The organism is Arthrobacter sp. R4 (genome assembly GCF_051365025.1).
Taxonomy (GTDB): domain Bacteria; phylum Actinomycetota; class Actinomycetes; order Actinomycetales; family Micrococcaceae; genus Arthrobacter.
Genome location: NZ_JBLWIJ010000001.1, coordinates 1 through 15,638, shown reverse-complemented (window position 1 = coordinate 15,638; position 15,638 = coordinate 1). Strand labels below are relative to the sequence as shown.

The following is a 15,638-nucleotide window of genomic DNA, read 5'->3' as shown; positions in this document are numbered from 1 at the left end:
CCCAGCGCTCCGGCGCGTTGGGAGCGCCTCCCTCGCCCGAGATCGCGCGCTCGTGAAGGTACACGTCTTTTGAGAAGTGCCGCATCCTCGTTCACCAAGGGGTACACCTTCACGCAGGCGCAGTTCGACATTGGCTCCAGTTTCTTCAGCATTTGAAGGTTCCGCCGATAGGTGGTGGCCCGGCCCGGATCGTCGGCACAGAATTCGCGGACCCGACCGGGGACGGATGCGTCGTCAAGACCACGGGCCGGCCCCGGTGGACCGCGGCACGTCAGGCACAATACCCTGCTGCTCGACGGCAACGGCATTCCGGTAGGCACCGTGCTCGCGGCAGCGAACCGCCACGACTCCCCGCTACTGCGGCCCAAGCTGGAACGGCTCGGCCGGTTCGACTTCCGGCTGCCTCCGGTGATCACCGAGCACCTGCGCGCCGGCTACGACGCGGCCAAAACCTGCGGCCTGCTCGACGAATTCGGCTTTGAGGCCGAGGTCGCCACCATGGGCAAGCTCGCCATCTGCACCGGGCGGCGCATTGGCGCCAGCGACGCGTTCGTCGCCCTGGCCAACGAGATCATCACCGTCCGGGGCCTGATCCGCGACGCCTGGACCACTAACCGCTGTGACACCCGGCCCGCAGGCCGTCCCCAACCCAGCGGCAGAGCAGCTAAGACGCTACTGGCGGACCTCAATCTCGGGGCGGTTCTCGATGACCCAGGCGGCCATCCGACGGTTCCGTGCCGCGATGAACTCCAGCGTGGTCTCCCGGTACGTCACGTACTCGTCTTTTGTGGCCGGCATCCCGGAACGCTTGAAGTTGTCGAAGGGCAGGTAGAACCGAACCTCTTCGTAGTCGGGCGTCACGAGGTCTTGAAAGTGGAAGAACTCCACAAACTCCTTGAACCCCTCGAAGAGCGCAAAGAAGTCCGCGTACGCGTTGATGACATCGGCTAGGGGGCTCTCCGGTTCTCCTGCGTAATGACGCCGGATGCACTCCAAGGTCAGATCCATCCGGTCGGCGATGAGCGACCTGAACCCCCGGGCCTGGTTCATCGTGGGTCGGTCCTTCTTCCTGACGGGCCAGATCATCGCACTGCCGATGGTGTAGGGCGGCTTCAGGTAGCGGGACCGCTCGGCCTCGTTCAGCGAGGCGATGGCGTTCGCCAGAGACCTCGTACGTGCCCGGTCGGTGTAGGAGTGTGTGATGGCATCACTGCCGTACCAATGCCTCGCCTCGGAGGGGTCAGTGAAGATGAGGTAGCCGTCCGTACGCTTCGGCGGCGCGGTCGGTTCGAAGAGGACGCCGGAGTTTAGCGTCTTGGTCCACAGCAGCTGATGGTCCGCCCGGAGCCTTGGACTGTGCGAATCCGGGTCGCGTACCTTTGGGGTGCCGGAGTCGGAGTCCGGCGGGGAGCCGGCGTTGCCCGGTTTGGTCTTAGCAGCGGTGTCGGTCATGTAGTCGAATGAAGTGTCAAAGACGCGCATGTTCGAAGTGTATGCGCTCGTCAAGTATTTTCAGGCGGTTTCATCGCTGGTATTCGGCGATGCCGCCAAAGGTTCACGGCCGCAAGCTTGATGGGGTGCCGATGGGGCCGCCGAGGTCCGGGGCCCGCCTTGACAGTGGGACGTTGTGGTTCTCCCAAGCCTCGATGTAGTCCATGACCAGGGTTCTAGAACAATCACATGGTTATCGGAGCCTGTGCCTACTTTGATAAATCCGGTGCGGCCTCACCTAATGGCGGAACCTCTTAGACGCTCGCGAGATTCCCCTTCTCCCATTGCTTGCACTGGCTACAAAAGGCCGCCCTCGGTAAGAAGGGCGGCCCTTTCGGTGACGGGCAAGTTCTTGCCTGGTGCTTGACGATCACCAAGACCGCGAAGAACACGGTGGTCCACGCAGGCGGCAAGGTGACGGTTCGTGCAACGTCCCGCTGCCAGCTGAGGATAATAAGTTGTGGAGAACGCTTGGCTTGCGGTCTTCCCCGCAGATCCTCTGTGAGTGGTGGCACGCTCCTCCCCGCCGCGAGTGCGGGGTCGAGGAGCGCACCACCTTTTCGCCCGGCCTTTAGGCCTTCGGCGCCAGCCGATCCAAGACCGGGGTGTAGTCCGCCACGTCCCTCAGCCTCTCGATGTAGGCGGCATGGGTCATGGAGACGTCCGCGTGACCCAGCATGGCCGCGGCTGCCCCGTCCGTCAGCTCGCTGGCCAGAAGGGACGCAACCGTCCGCCGAAAGGCGTGCGGAGTGATGACTGCCGTGTTTTCCATCTTGGACGCGGTCAGTGCGGAGCGCAGCTGCCGCCGTACGCTTGACGCCTGAACGTAGGTGCCGGTCCTGGACCAGAACAGGGCCCCCGCTTTGTTGTTTTCCGGTGATTCGAAGCTCCTGCGGATGAGTACGTCGACGACAAACCGAGGCACTGGGATGACCCGCTCGCTGCTGCGGCTCTTGAGGAAGCTCTGGCGGTACTTGGGGCCGTGACGGGGCTTCACCAGCGTTCCGGTGAGTGCGATCTTTCCGACGTCGCCTGACAGGTCGATGTCTTCCAACCGGATTGCCAGGACTTCCCCGATGCGTGCCCCGGTGCCGATCAGAACGTCAACGACATCTGCGAGTACGTTGCTTGGGCGGGGACCGAATTGGCCGGGTTCTGTCCGCCAACTCCCGACAGCTTCGCGAACATCGTGCAGTGTAGCCGCGCTCAAGCTAACGGGCTTCTTCCGTGGCCTGTTCAGCCGATCGACCTCCCGCACTGGATTGCCACCCACGTACAGGTCGTGCCTGATGGCGTAGGACATGATCTGCGTCAGCACCGTTTTGGCCAACCGGGCATTCGTGTGCCCTTTCCCGCCCACTACCAGCGACCTAAGGAAGCTGTCACAGGTGGAGGTGTTGATTTCATTGATCTTCAGCGCGCCGAGGGCGGGCTCGATGAGGCGGTAGATGAGCCCTTCGTACTGGTCCCAGGTCTGTCGCCGGATGCCACCCGTGCTGGCGGCCGCGATCATGTTCCCATTGCCGTCGACAACGACCTTAGGGACCTCGATACTGGCGAGCCACTTCTCGGCGACATCGTTGAGCGGAGGGTTGGCGGTCACTCGACCTGCGAGCAGCTGGCGCTCTTTCATGGACGCCAGCAAGGCTGTCTCGGCTTTGCCCTTGGTTGACCCGAACTTGCTGTAGTTCCGCGTGACACCATCCCAGCCACGGAACCTACAGCTGGCCCGCCATTTTCCGGACGCTGCGTCTTTCTTGGCACTGATCGTTCCCCAGGCACCAACCGGGAGGCTCGACCGCCCCATCAGGAAGCAGCCTTCGAGGTCTTGCCGATCCAAGCTTCGACAGCGGCCCGGTCGTAGCGGACGACGCTATGGAGTTTCAGGGCCGTTGGCCCGATCCCGGCGGAGCGCCAGTTGCGGAGGGTCTTGGGTGCCACCTGCAGCCAGAGGGCCACTTCCCCGGTGGTCAGGAGTTGCGGTGCGTTGCCTTGGTCCGGTGCCGGTCCCAAGGTCTTTCTGCTCGTCTGCATGGTTTCCCCTATGCAGTCCGATCGCCGACGGGCCAACGTCCGTCTTCCTAAAAGCGTGTCGTAAACGTGTAGTGCCCTGTTTTCGAGCAAGAAAAACCCCTCTGTTCGGGGCGAAATCGCCGGAACGGAGGGGTTCGTGGAGCCTCCTGTCGGATTCGAACCGACGACCCCCGCTTTACAAGAGCGGTGCTCTGGCCAACTGAGCTAAGGAGGCATGCCCTCACGGGCTGCGCCTGAACGGCGCTAGATAAGGTTAGCCCAAGTCCGCCCGCTGGTAAAAACGCTGGAACCGGACAAGGGTCAATGGAAAAGCCCGGCCCCGGAAGCATCCCGGGACCGGGCCTCGGTCATACAGCCTTGGGTGGGTTATGCCTTCGCGTCGATGGCAGCCTGCAGGAAGTCGGGGAACTGGGTCTGGGCGCTGTCGCCCTTGCCCCACTGCTTGCCGTCTACGAATACCGTGGGCGTACCGGTAACGCCGATGGCCGCAGCTTCCTTGGTGGTGAACTTAACGTACGGCCGGTAGGTCTTGTCATTGACGCAGCTGTCGATGTTGACGCCCATATCAGAGGCCATGGACTTGAGCTTGTCATCGGAGAGTCCGGCGCCGCCTTCGGCAGGCTGGTTGGCGAACAGTGCGTCCACAAATTCCGCGTACTTCTCGGGAGACTGGTTGACTACGCACGCAGCGGCGTTGGCTGCCCGCGAGGAGTAGTTCGTGGTGGACCGGTTGTCCAGGAAGCCGAGCGCGCGGTATTCCACCGTAATCTTGCCTTCGTTGCGCAGGGCAGTGAGCTGCTCGTTGTACTGGGCTTCGAAGTTCTTGCAGACGGGGCAGATGAAGTCGACATAGAGGACAACCTTCACCGGCTTGCCGGCCTCAGCCTCGGCACCGGGGGCGATCACTTCCGCCGGAGCCGTCTCCGGAGGGTTCCCTACAGATGCAGCATCCACAGTGGACGCATCCAGCTTGGCCACTTCGGTGTTGGCCAGCAAAGTGATGCCGCCATGCACGTTCCCATTGGCCGGCGTCGGTCCTTGGTCGGCGATCGGGGCGTTCTGCCGCATGGTGGTGGTTACCACGAGTGCCACTATCGCCAGGATGGCAACCACTGCCACCACAATGCCCCAGCCGATCAGCAGCTTGTTTCGCTTGTCCTTCTTAAGCTGCGCCTCACGGATCAGGCGCGCCTTCTCGCGCGCCTCCGCGGTTCGCTCAGCCTTGGACTTACGTACTTCATTTGCGGGGCTCATGTGTTCCTTGGGTCGATCGACGTGGGGGGACCACTCAGTGGCAACTCCATCATTTTAGGGGAGAAACCTGAGAGCTTGCGCTTTCAACTATTCCTCCCCTTGACCAACGGACGAATAGCACGGAAGATTCCGCCCCGTTAGGGTGGGTTTAGAGGCACAAGCAACCCCAGGGGGCCGCAATGCAAACACCTGTCCAGGAAAAACCTATCGCCGCGACTGACTCCGGCCCCGCCGGACACGTCCATGGCGAGACCACAAAATACGATTTCATGGTGGTGTCCAACAGGCTGCCAGTAGACCGTTGCAATGCCGGCGAGAGCGGCGACGACGGCTCCGGATGGAGGCGCTCGCCCGGCGGTCTCGTCACTGCCCTGGCCCCGATGATGACAAAGACCGACGGCGCGTGGGTGGGTTGGCATGGCGCCCCGGATGAAACGGTCAAACCGTTCAGCCACGGCGGGATGGATCTCGTCCCGGTCCAGCTCAGCACCGACGACGTCGAGCTGTATTACGAAGGCTTCTCCAATGCCACTCTGTGGCCCCTGTACCACGACGTGATCGCACCCCCGGAGTTCCACCGGACCTGGTGGGACGCCTACCGCAGGGTCAACAGAAGGTTCGCGGACGCCGTCGTACGCCATGCCGACCACGGCGCAACCGTGTGGATCCAGGACTATCAGCTGCAGCTGGTTCCCCGGATGCTGCGCGAAGCGCGGCCCGACCTTCGGATCGGGTTCTTCAACCACATCCCGTTCCCTCCCCCGGAGATCTTCGCCCAGCTGCCGTGGCGGCAGGCAATCATCGACGGCCTCATGGGCGCGGACCTGGTCGGATTCCAGCGCCCCAGTGATGCCGGCAACTTCATGCGCTCCGCGAGGCGGTTCCTGGGCGCCAGCGTCAAGCAGCAGCAGGTGCACGTGAAGGGCCACGACGGCGAAATCACGCACATCGCCCGGGCCCAGGCCTTCCCCATCTCCATCGACGTTGCGCAGATCACCGAACTGGCCAACAAACCGGAGATCATCGAGCGCGCCCGCCAGATTCGCCAGGACCTGGGCAACCCCAAAACCATCCTCCTGGGCGTGGACCGGTTGGACTACACCAAGGGCATCCGCCACCGGCTCAAGGCCTTCGAAGAGCTCCTGAACGAAGGAAAGCTGACCGTCGGAGACGCCACCCTCATCCAGGTGGCCAGCCCCAGCCGGGAGCGGGTGGAGCAGTACCGGCTCCTGCGCGAGGAGATCGAGGGCACCGTGGGCCACATCAACGGAACCTACGACACCATCCAGAACACAGCCGTGCGCTACCTGCACCACAGCTACCCGGTGGAGGAAATGGTGGCGCTCTACCTTGCAGCCGACGTCATGCTGGTCACTGCCCTGCGGGACGGCATGAACCTCGTGGCCAAGGAATACGTGACCGCCCGCACGCAGAACGACGGCGCCCTGGTCCTCAGCGAGTTCGCCGGCGCGGCAGACCAGCTGAAGCAGGCGCTCCTGATGAATCCGCACGACATCGACGGCCTGAAGGACACCATCATGCGGGCCGTCAACATGTCGCCCAAGGACTCCGCCCGCCGGATGCGGTCCATGCGCAAGCAGATCCTGGAACACGATGTGGACCACTGGTCCGCGGACTTCCTCCAGGCGCTCAACGAAAAGGTGGTCCGAGATGACTCATGATGCCCGCCCCGCCAAGGGCCCACTGACGCTCTCCCCGGAACTTCGTGACGCCCTCCGGCGCATCGCGCAGACCGAACACTTGCTGGTGGCCATGGACTTTGACGGCACCATCTCGCCGATTGTGGACCATGCCGGCGACGCCCGCCCGCTTCCGCGCTCCGCCACGGCGTTTGCCGGGCTCGCCGCCTTGCCGCGTACGACGACGGCACTCATCTCCGGGCGCGCCCTCGCCAGTCTGCGCGCGGTGGCTTCTCCCCCGGTGGACACCCTCCTGATCGGCAGCCACGGCGCCGAAGCCTGGCTAGGCCCCGGTTCCACGGAGCTGACCCTGGACGAGGACCAGCGCGCGCTGCTCGCGGAAGTGCGTGGCATCCTGGAGGAGATCGTGGAACAGGCACCCGGCACCCTCCTTGAGGACAAACCTGCCGGCGTTGTCCTCCACACCCGGCTGGCCACCCCGGATGTTGCGGAGGACGCCGTGTCCGCTGCGCGTGCCGTACTGCAGGACCGCCACGGCGTGTTCCTCAAGACTGGGAAGCAGGTGCTCGAAACCTCCGTCGTTAATGCCTCCAAGGGTGAGGGCGTGACCTTCCTGCGCCAGATCACCGGGGCAACTGCCGTCTTATTCGCAGGAGATGACACCACGGACGAGGACGCCTTGGCCCGGCTGGAATCAGGCGACGTTGGCGTGAAAGTCGGGCTGGACTTCACGCAGGCACAGTTCAGGGTGGAAGCCCCCGTGCACGTCGCGGAACTGCTGGAAACCCTGTTGCAGGAGCGCAGCCTGGCGGTGGCTGAAGAGGAACCCGAGAACTTCAGTGGACGTGGCCAGTAGCGAACCTCACGTGTGACGTCCGTAACATTTAGTCCAATTCGGGTTTGATCTGACATACTCTTGCTTGTGATGTGGCGCACAAGAACCGTGCGGCGTCACTCGATACTCCTCGGCCTCGGCCGGGGAGTACGCGGCTGAAAAACCGTGAACAACTGAACAAACATGAACCATTCACAACGGATCGTCCGGCACGTACCTGCCGGTGAAGGGATTGATAACTGTGGCTACAGTTACTTTTGATAACGCTACGCGTCTGTACCCGGGCACAGAAAAGCCCGCCGTCGATAAGCTCAACATCGACATCGCCGATGGCGAATTCCTGGTCCTCGTTGGACCCTCCGGTTGCGGTAAGTCCACCTCCCTGCGCATGCTCGCAGGCCTTGAGGACGTCAACGCCGGCCGTATCCTCATTGGCGACCGCGATGTCACCGACGTTCCGCCGAAGGACCGCGACATCGCCATGGTTTTCCAGAACTACGCGCTGTACCCGCACATGACGGTTGCAGACAACATGGGCTTCGCGCTGAAGATTGCCGGCGTCAGCAAGGAAGAGCGCGCCGAGCGTGTCCGCGAAGCAGCAAAGCTTCTTGACCTCGAGCCGTACCTGGACCGCAAGCCGAAGGCACTCTCCGGCGGTCAGCGCCAGCGTGTTGCCATGGGCCGTGCCATTGTGCGTAACCCGCAGGTCTTCCTCATGGATGAGCCGCTTTCCAACCTGGATGCCAAGCTCCGTGTCCAGACCCGTACGCAGATCGCGTCCCTGACCCGCCGCCTGGGCGTCACCACCGTCTACGTGACCCACGACCAGGTCGAGGCCATGACCATGGGTGACCGCGTAGCTGTGCTGAAGGACGGCCTGCTCATGCAGGTTGACACCCCGCGCAACCTTTACGACAAGCCCAAGAACGTCTTCGTTGCCGGCTTCATCGGCTCCCCCGCGATGAACCTGCTGGAACTGCCCGTCGTCGACGGCGGCGTCCAGTTCGGCGGAACGGTTTACCCCGTGCCGCGCGACGTCCTCGAAGAAGCCCACGGCAGCACCGTCACGCTGGGCTCCCGCCCGGAGGACCTCGAGACCGCACCGCAGGGTGAAGGCCTCAAGGTCGAGGTTGACGTTGTTGAAGAGCTCGGTGCCGACGCTTACGTCTATGGCCACACCACGCTCGACGGCAAGGACCACGACATCGTGGCACGCGTCGACGGTCGCCGTCCTCCGATGAAGGGCGAGGCCATCTACGTTCGTCCGCAGTCCGGCCACGTGCACCTGTTCGACACCAAGACCGGCCTGCGCCTGGGCGACTAATCCCCACCGGCACCCTAGCCTCGCTTCGCTTCGGCCAGGGAACCCTGCCTGCGTGGGCCCATCCACCAGCGCGCTAACCAACCGACGGCGGCCCTCCTTTCTGGACGGGCCGCCGTCGGCGTTAAGTCCAATGTTTAGGCCCCGCCGCCCTATGTACGGAAGAATTGACCCCATGACCGAGGAAAACAGCGCCCAGTGGCACGACGAACCCACCGACTACGCGCAGATCGGTAAACTGCCACGGTTTGAGGCCGCCAGCGCCAATGACGACAAACTCTCCGCGGTCTCCAGCTCGTTGAACATCACGGCGGCTGCCGCAGATCCGGAGCTCCTGGACCTCCCGTGGCACATCGCCCTTGAGGACTGGCCTGCCGAAAACCTTGCCGCCCTCCCCCGCGGCATCTCCCGGCACATCGTGCGCTTCGCCCATCTGGGCGGCTCTGTCATCGCCATCAAGGAAACATCCGAACATGTGGCCCGCCACGAGTACCACATGCTGCGGAAACTCGCCCGGCTGGACGTGCCCTGCGTTGAACCCGTAGCCGTGATCACGGGCCGGACCACGCTGGACGGCCGGCCCCTGAATCCGGTGCTCGTCACCCGCCACCTGAAGTTCTCGATGCCGTACCGCGCGCTGTTCTCCCAGATGCTGCGCAAGGACACCCTCACCCGCCTCATTGACGCCCAGGCCCTCCTGATGGTCCGTCTTCACCTCATCGGCTTCTACTGGGGCGACGTCTCGCTCTCCAACACCCTGTTCCGCCGTGACGCCGGCGCCTTCGCGGCCTACCTCGTGGACGCGGAGACCGGCGAGCTGTATCCGGATCTGTCCACTGGGCAGCGAGAGTACGATCTCGAAATCGCCCGGGTCAACATCGCAGGTGAGCTGATGGACCTCCTGGACGGCGGCCTGATCGAGGAGAAGGTGGATCCCGTTGCCACCAGCGAACTCATTATGGACAGCTACCGGCGCCTCTGGACCGAGCTGACAGAAAAGGAATCCTTCGAACTCGGCGAACGCTGGCGGGTGGGCGCCCGCATTCGCCGACTCAACGAGCTGGGTTTCGACGTCGAAGAATATGCCATCAAAACCACGCAGAATGGTTCCACGATCCAGTTGCAGCCCAAGGTGGTGGACGCCGGGCACCATATGCGCCGGCTGCTGCGCCTGACCGGATTGGATGCCCAGGAGAACCAGGCACGGCGACTGCTCAACGACATGGACTCGTTCCGGGCGGACAACAACCCCGAGATGGACGAAGAATACAGCGCCCACCTCTGGGTCAGCCAGGTCTTCGAGCCAATCGTCCGGTCCATCCCGCGGGACCTTTCCCGCAAGCTTGAGCCCGCCGAAGCGGTCCACGAAGTGCTGGAGCACCGGTGGTATATGTCAGAGAAGCAGGAACGGCACATTCCCCTGGCGGAAGCGGTTCAGTCCTACATCGACTCCATCCTTCGGCACCGCCGGGATGAGGCAGCCATCATGCTGAACCCGGACACCGAGATGCTGAAGATCCTCGAAGTCGAAACCGAGGAGTCCAGGTACGGCGCCGATGAAAGCATCGACGAATACCCGGACGTCGACGACTGACCATCTTCCCTCGCGTGGCAGCACGGCTGTGTTAATACCCCCACCCAACTAAGTAGCAGCAGATGTCGTTTTGAGCGCTCATAACGACATCTGCTGCTACCTAGTTGGGCCGGGGGGGCAGCGGGTTTAAATGGCCTTGCCCGGATTCAGGATGCCCGCCGGGTCAAAGAGTTCTTTGATCCGGCGCTGCAGCTCCCGGACCGGTTCCGGTTGCTCCAGTCCCAGCCAGCGCAACTTGTATTGTCCGATGCCGTGTTCGCCGGTGATAGTGCCACCCATCTCCAGTGCTGCGTCGATGGAATCATCCAGGGCCAGGTTCAGGCGTTCCATGGCGCCCTCATCCACCGCATTGTCCAGGCGGTCCACCCAGAACGTCGGGTGCAGGTTGCCGTCACCGGCGTGTGCCACCACCTTGAGGCTGACCTCGTGGGCAGCAGCGATGCCCTCCAGCGCCGCCACGTAATCCACCAGGCGTGAGCGGGGAACGGCAACGTCCTCCCCCACCCGGTATTCGTCGTCGACCTCCACACCGCGGCTGTTGCGCCGCAACTCCACCAACTGCTCGGCCTCGGCGGTGGACTCGGTGGTGACCAAGGCTCCGCCGTCCGCCAGCACCCTACGGACAACTTCTGCCTCCGCCGCGGCACCGAAACCATCGGTCTGGATGAGCAGCAAGGAGCGTCCGCGCGCGCTGAGGTCCGAGCCGTGGATGCTGTCCAGCTGGGCCAGCGTACCGCCGTCGAGCAGTTCCATGATGGCCGGCTGGACACGGGCCCTGCCCACGGCCAGGACACCAGCGGCGGCCAGCCTGAAGTCCGGATAGAACGCCGCGATGGTGTGCACGTCCCGCGGCAGGTACTTCAGCCGGACGGTAATGCCAACCACGATGCCCAGCGTCCCCTCGGAGCCCACAAAGAGTCCGGTGAGGTCGTACCCGGCAACACCTTTGAACGTTTGGTGCCCGGTGTGGATCAGGGATCCGTCTGCGAGTACCACGTCCAGTGCCAGGACAGAGTCCCGCGTGACCCCATACTTCGCGCACCGCAGGCCACCGGCGTTGGTGGCAACGTTGCCACCGATCGTGGAGGTGCGGAAGCTCGCCGGATCAGGCGCGTACATCAGGCCGTGGACGGCAGCAGCTTGGTTCAAGACAGCGTTAATGACGCCTGGTTCGACGACGGCGGTCTCGTCGTCGGGGTTAAGGTCCAGGATGCGGTCCATCCGTTCCAGGGACAAAACAACCGAATTCCTGCTGGCGTGGGCGCCTCCGGAAACCCCGGTCCCCGCGCCGCGGGCCACCAGCGCGATCCCCCTGCTGGCGCAACACCGCACGGCCGCCTGGACATCCTCGACTGACTCGGCGAACACCACCGCCAGCGGCAAGTGGAAGTCCACCACCGGAGCCTGATCCACCGCGTACCGGGCGAGTGTGACCTCGTCGGCATCGACCTGACCCGGCCCAAGGACACTTTCGAGTTCCGTTACGATGCTGCCCACGCAGCCTCCAGTTTCGTCGTCGCTGTTTTCCTCCAGTCTATGGCGGGCCTGCTGGCGACCTGACCAGCAATGATGCTTAACAAGCCAACTGCAAACGCTTCCAGACAAGGTCGAGTACAAGCCATAAACCCGTAAGCAGGCTTGTGTTCACACAGATGGAAGCGTTTCCATTTGTTGCGCTACCCGGATATGCTTTTCCGCATGTCTGTTGATTCCGTGATCACCGCCACCGCACCACTGGCCGGTCCGCTGACCCTCATCCACGACGCCGACAAAGCCCCGGGCTGGTGGCGCTCAGCGGTCATTTACCAGGTGTACCCCCGGTCCTTCCGCGACCTCAACGGGGACGGCATCGGCGACATCGCCGGTATCACGGCGGAGCTGCCGCAACTTGCTGAGCTTGATGTGGACGCTGTCTGGCTGTCCCCGTTCTACCGGTCTCCCCAGCGGGACGCCGGGTATGACGTCAGCGACTACTGCGACGTAGACCCGCTCTTCGGCACGTTGGGCGATTTTGACATCATGATGTCCGAGGCCAACCGCCTGGGCCTGCGGGTCATCGTTGACCTGGTCCCCAATCACTGCTCGGACCAGCACACGGCTTTCCAGGCCGCATTGGCCGCGCCGGCCGGAAGCCCCGAGCGCGACATGTTCATTTTCCGCGACGGCAGCGGCCATGAAGGCCAAGAGCCTCCCAATAACTGGCAGTCCCACTTCGGCGGACCGGCGTGGACGCGCGTCATTGGACCCGATGGCCGCCCGGAGCAGTGGTACCTGCACCTGTTCGATTCATCACAGCCTGACTTCAACTGGGACAACCCTGCCGTCCATACGGAGTTTGAACGTGTTCTCCGCTTCTGGCTGGACCGCGGCGTGTCCGGCTTCCGCGTGGACGTGGCGCACGCGCTCGTCAAGGCTCCAGGCCTTCCGGCATGGGGCGGGCGGGCCGACGGCGGCAGCTCGGATGGCTTCCCCGGCCACGAGGCTCCCATGTTTGGTCAGCCGGCCATCCATGACATCTACCGCGCCTGGCGCCGGATCCTGGACGAATACGGTCCGGACAGGATTCTTTGCGCTGAAGCAAGCGTTGACCTCCACCGCCTCGCGGATTGGGTCCGGCCCGATGAAATGCACCAGGCCTTCAACTTCCCGTACCTGCACGCTGGCTTGGACGTGTACCGGCTGCGGGGCGTCATCACGGACTCGCTGACAGTCCTGGACTCCGTGGGTGCCCCCAGCACCTGGGTGCTTTCCAACCACGACGTAGTGCGGCACGCCAGCCGCTTTGGTTACAACGGCTTCGGCCCCCGCGACGGTGACGGCATCGGTCCCGCGGACCCGCAGCCCGACACCGCCCTGGGCCGAAGGCGTGCTGCCGCGGCTTCGCTCTTTATGCTTGGCCTTCCCGGAGCGGCTTACCTCTACCAGGGTGAAGAGCTCGGACTGCCGGATGGGATCGACATCCCTGAAGGCATGCGGCAGGATCCCACTTTCGCGAGGACCGGCGGGGAACGGCTGGGTCGCGATGGGTGCAGGGTTCCCCTTCCTTGGAAGGCTGCGGAACTCCACCTGGGCTTTGGCTCCGGGGAGCAGCCGTGGCTCCCGCTGCCGGCCGCGTTTAACGAGCTGGCGCGGGACGTCCAGGCCGCGTCGCCGTCGTCGCACCTGAACCTGTACCGCCGCACCCTGGCGCTGCGGCGGGAACTGGGCCTGGGCCGTGGTTCCTTGGCGTGGGCTGAGGAATGGTGCACCGGTTCGTCCCTCGCTTATGTCAACGGCACTACGCTGGTGCTTATGAACCTTAACCACGAGCCACTGGAAATGCCGGCAGGCAACGTCCTTCTCCGCAGTGCCGATCCGGACTCCGGCCACTTCCTGGCCTCCGGTGAAACCGTCTGGCTGCAGTTGGTGCACGGCGACACGGAGTAGTACCTATGGCAGGCATCAAAGACGTTGCCGACCGCGCCGGCCTGTCCATTGCCACAGTGTCCCGGGCACTGAGCGGGAAGGCGAACGTCTCGGCTAAGAGCCGCAAACTAGCGAAGGCAGCTGCCGAGGAACTTGGCTTTGTCCCGTCATACCATGCGTCGAGCCTGGCGTCGGGACGCAACCATAATGTTGGCCTCGTGCTGCCGTCCGTGCACCGCTGGTACTTCTCATCCGTGCTGGAGGGAGTCTCCGAGACCCTGCTGGACGCCGGCTATGACCTCACGCTGTACAACGTGGGCGACCAGCCGGCGCGGCGCCAGAGCGTCCTGAAGGACTTCTTGCTCCGGAAACGGCTCGACGCAGTGATCGCCGTGGCGTTGGTGCTCACCGACGACGAGATCCAGCAGCTCCTGGCCGTCCATCGCCCCATTGTGGGCATCGGCGGAGCGCTGGCAGGAGCCTCTACACTTCGAATCAATGATTCGGGCCTCTCCCGCCTGGCGACCAACCATCTGATCCAGCTGGGCCACACACGCATCGCCCACCTGACCGGTGATCCCGCCTTGAATCAGGAGTTCAAGCTGCCTGGAATCCGCCAGGCCGGATTTGTGGCTGCCATGAAGGATGCCGGCTTGCCCGTCCGGCCCGAGTGGCAGATCTCAGCGGACTTCACCATCCAGGGCGCCTACGCGAGTGCACGAAGGCTGCTGGGACTGGGCACGGAACGGCCGACGGCGGTCTTCGCGGCCTCGGACGAGATGGCCATAGGCACTATCCTCGCTGCCCGGGACTTCGGCCTGCGGGTTCCAGAGGACCTGTCCGTCATAGGCATGGACGGCCACGAACTGGGGGTCGTCTTTGGCCTAACCACCATCGACCAGGACGCCCGCGGCCAAGGTGCCCTCGCAGCCCGGCTGCTGCTCGAAACGCTCGACGCCGGGATCCCCGGTAATGGCCGCACGGCCGTTCCCCCCACTGCAACCGACCGGGAGTACCCCACGGAGCTGATCATCCGCACGAGTACGGCCGTACCGCCCTCGGCGCTATCCTAGTTCGCCTTCATCCGGAGTGCCGCCCATAAAGCGCACATAGCGCTCAAGCACTACGGGCCAACCTGCGGCGTACTCAGCGCGCGCCCGTGCCGGGTCCTCAGCGCCCTCCCAGCCATCGTGGACGAGGCGGACCTCGGTGCCCTCAGGAACGGCCCTGAAGGCGACACGCAGCTCCGTGGACCACAGTGCCGTGGTCCCGGGGTGCCAGGTCGCATGGAAAGACAGCGGTGGCTGCCAGTCGTCGATCGTCCCCCATATAGATGTCCTGCCGTCGTCGGCCGTTTCCAGGATCAGGTTCTCTTCGAATTCCACGTACGACCCAGCCCCATAGACGCCATGGGATTCCAGCGGCCACCAGAGGTGCGTGTGGTCGGTAAAGCCGGCAAAGGCCTGGGCAACGTGGCAGGGGACACTCACAGTAAGGATGAGGGGGTCCAGAGCGTCCGGAGCATCGGCAGGATCCGGGGCGGGGCCGGCATGGCTGAAGAGGTTATCCATGGACAGCAACTTTACCCGCGCCCCATCAATCACCCCCAGGACCGCACCCGTGGGGAATCTTCTGGTGTGCCTGCCGGGTTCCGGTGGTGGTTGGGGGTGTGTTAAATGGGTCAGGCCCCGACGTGTTTGTCGGGGCCTGAGCCTAATGTGTGTCCGGCGGTGACCTACTCTCCCACACCCTCCCGGGTGCAGTACCATCGGCGCTGTGGGTCTTAGCTTCCGGGTTCGGAATGGGACCGGGCGTTTCCCCCACGCTATGACCGCCGTAACCCTGTTACCCGACCCTGCCCGGTGTGTGCCGGGGGGTGGGAAGTCTGGTTACAACTGTTCCTGTTAGGGAACGGTGGTGTTGTTATTCAGTTATGTTCTCAAGCAACGGGTTTGTTGTTTGGGAACCACATAGTGGACGCAAGCAGTCTTGTTTCTTTTTACCCTTTCCTGGTGTGAACGTCTTTTGAATGCCGTTCACGGA

General features: G+C 63.7%; 12 protein-coding genes, 1 tRNA gene, 1 rRNA gene and 1 pseudogene. 7 read left to right on the top strand and 8 right to left on the bottom strand.

The genetic code is table 11. The features are described from left to right. Positions 1 to 185: 185 nt before the first annotated feature. Positions 186 to 645, top strand: a pseudogene (locus tag ACLKOZ_RS00075) (IS5/IS1182 family transposase); the annotation flags it as partial. 27 nt (positions 646 to 672) lie between these two features. Here ACLKOZ_RS00075 and ACLKOZ_RS00070 read toward each other — a convergent pair. From ACLKOZ_RS00070 to ACLKOZ_RS00050, 5 genes are all read right to left on the bottom strand, one after another. After that, complete coding sequence (locus tag ACLKOZ_RS00070) at positions 673 to 1,482, bottom strand: DUF6994 family protein (protein ID WP_436472143.1); 810 nt, start codon at positions 1,480 to 1,482, stop codon at positions 673 to 675. Positions 1,483 to 2,062: 580 nt separating this feature from the next. Then, on the bottom strand, positions 2,063 to 3,298 hold the full coding sequence (locus tag ACLKOZ_RS00065) for a tyrosine-type recombinase/integrase (RefSeq protein ID WP_436472142.1): 1,236 nt from the start codon (positions 3,296 to 3,298) through the stop codon (positions 2,063 to 2,065). Next, positions 3,298 to 3,525, bottom strand: coding sequence for a helix-turn-helix transcriptional regulator (locus ACLKOZ_RS00060; RefSeq protein ID WP_436472141.1), 228 nt, complete (start codon positions 3,523 to 3,525; stop codon positions 3,298 to 3,300). The genes ACLKOZ_RS00065 and ACLKOZ_RS00060 overlap by 1 nt, the downstream gene beginning before the upstream one ends. A 137-nt stretch (positions 3,526 to 3,662) precedes the next feature. Further along, a tRNA-Thr gene (locus ACLKOZ_RS00055) sits at positions 3,663 to 3,739 on the bottom strand. A gap of 152 nt (positions 3,740 to 3,891) precedes the next feature. After that, positions 3,892 to 4,779: a DsbA family protein gene (locus ACLKOZ_RS00050; RefSeq protein WP_436472140.1), complete on the bottom strand. Its 888-nt coding sequence runs from the start codon at positions 4,777 to 4,779 to the stop codon at positions 3,892 to 3,894. A 179-nt stretch (positions 4,780 to 4,958) separates the two neighbouring features. Here ACLKOZ_RS00050 and otsA point away from each other — a divergent pair, with 179 nt between their 5' ends. From otsA to ACLKOZ_RS00030, 4 genes are all read left to right on the top strand, one after another. Continuing rightward, the gene (gene otsA / locus ACLKOZ_RS00045) at positions 4,959 to 6,461 is read left to right on the top strand and encodes an alpha,alpha-trehalose-phosphate synthase (UDP-forming) (RefSeq protein ID WP_436472139.1); all 1,503 of its coding nucleotides are present in this window, start codon (positions 4,959 to 4,961) and stop codon (positions 6,459 to 6,461) included. Beyond that, positions 6,451 to 7,296, top strand: coding sequence for a trehalose-phosphatase (otsB, locus tag ACLKOZ_RS00040; protein ID WP_436472138.1), 846 nt, complete (start codon positions 6,451 to 6,453; stop codon positions 7,294 to 7,296). The genes otsA and otsB overlap by 11 nt, the downstream gene beginning before the upstream one ends. Before the next feature lie 220 nt (positions 7,297 to 7,516). Beyond that, the gene (locus ACLKOZ_RS00035) at positions 7,517 to 8,599 is read left to right on the top strand and encodes an ABC transporter ATP-binding protein (protein WP_337346299.1); all 1,083 of its coding nucleotides are present in this window, start codon (positions 7,517 to 7,519) and stop codon (positions 8,597 to 8,599) included. A gap of 172 nt (positions 8,600 to 8,771) precedes the next feature. Beyond that, positions 8,772 to 10,190 carry a DUF4032 domain-containing protein gene (locus ACLKOZ_RS00030; RefSeq protein ID WP_337346298.1) on the top strand — a complete coding sequence of 473 codons (1,419 nt, stop codon included), beginning with the start codon at positions 8,772 to 8,774 and terminating at the stop codon, positions 10,188 to 10,190. Between the two features lie 126 nt (positions 10,191 to 10,316). Here ACLKOZ_RS00030 and ACLKOZ_RS00025 read toward each other — a convergent pair whose 3' ends face one another. Beyond that, positions 10,317 to 11,687: an FAD-binding oxidoreductase gene (locus ACLKOZ_RS00025; RefSeq protein ID WP_436472137.1), complete on the bottom strand. Its 1,371-nt coding sequence runs from the start codon at positions 11,685 to 11,687 to the stop codon at positions 10,317 to 10,319. 201 nt (positions 11,688 to 11,888) lie between these two features. On the opposite strand from ACLKOZ_RS00025, the gene ACLKOZ_RS00020 reads away from it, so the two are divergent. Together ACLKOZ_RS00020 and ACLKOZ_RS00015 are read left to right on the top strand one after the other, a co-directional pair. Next, positions 11,889 to 13,616 (top strand): glycoside hydrolase family 13 protein, encoded by a 1,728-nt coding sequence (locus tag ACLKOZ_RS00020; protein WP_436472136.1) that lies wholly within the window; start codon positions 11,889 to 11,891, stop codon positions 13,614 to 13,616. A 5-nt stretch (positions 13,617 to 13,621) separates the two neighbouring features. Further along, positions 13,622 to 14,668 (top strand): LacI family DNA-binding transcriptional regulator, encoded by a 1,047-nt coding sequence (locus ACLKOZ_RS00015; RefSeq protein WP_436472135.1) that lies wholly within the window; start codon positions 13,622 to 13,624, stop codon positions 14,666 to 14,668. On the opposite strand, the gene ACLKOZ_RS00010 is transcribed toward ACLKOZ_RS00015, so the two are convergent. Further along, positions 14,660 to 15,166 (bottom strand): SRPBCC domain-containing protein, encoded by a 507-nt coding sequence (locus ACLKOZ_RS00010; protein ID WP_436472134.1) that lies wholly within the window; start codon positions 15,164 to 15,166, stop codon positions 14,660 to 14,662. The two genes, ACLKOZ_RS00015 and ACLKOZ_RS00010, sit on opposite strands and share 9 nt — an antisense overlap. Before the next feature lie 151 nt (positions 15,167 to 15,317). Then, positions 15,318 to 15,434: ribosomal RNA gene (gene rrf, locus ACLKOZ_RS00005) — 5S ribosomal RNA — on the bottom strand. Positions 15,435 to 15,638: the final 204 nt, after the last annotated feature.

Bases quoted from the DNA above. Each gene is read 5' to 3' on its own strand.
- ACLKOZ_RS00070 (WP_436472143.1), bottom strand. From the start codon at position 1,482: ATGCGCGTCTTTGACACTTCATTCGACTACATGACCGACACCGCTGCT.
- ACLKOZ_RS00065 (WP_436472142.1), bottom strand. From the start codon at position 3,298: ATGGGGCGGTCGAGCCTCCCGGTTGGTGCCTGGGGAACGATCAGTGCC.
- ACLKOZ_RS00060 (WP_436472141.1), bottom strand. From the start codon at position 3,525: ATGCAGACGAGCAGAAAGACCTTGGGACCGGCACCGGACCAAGGCAAC.
- ACLKOZ_RS00050 (WP_436472140.1), bottom strand. From the start codon at position 4,779: ATGAGCCCCGCAAATGAAGTACGTAAGTCCAAGGCTGAGCGAACCGCG.
- otsA (WP_436472139.1), top strand. From the start codon at position 4,959: ATGCAAACACCTGTCCAGGAAAAACCTATCGCCGCGACTGACTCCGGC.
- otsB (WP_436472138.1), top strand. From the start codon at position 6,451: ATGACTCATGATGCCCGCCCCGCCAAGGGCCCACTGACGCTCTCCCCG.
- ACLKOZ_RS00030 (WP_337346298.1), top strand. From the start codon at position 8,772: ATGACCGAGGAAAACAGCGCCCAGTGGCACGACGAACCCACCGACTAC.
- ACLKOZ_RS00020 (WP_436472136.1), top strand. From the start codon at position 11,889: ATGTCTGTTGATTCCGTGATCACCGCCACCGCACCACTGGCCGGTCCG.
- ACLKOZ_RS00015 (WP_436472135.1), top strand. From the start codon at position 13,622: ATGGCAGGCATCAAAGACGTTGCCGACCGCGCCGGCCTGTCCATTGCC.
- ACLKOZ_RS00010 (WP_436472134.1), bottom strand. From the start codon at position 15,166: ATGGATAACCTCTTCAGCCATGCCGGCCCCGCCCCGGATCCTGCCGAT.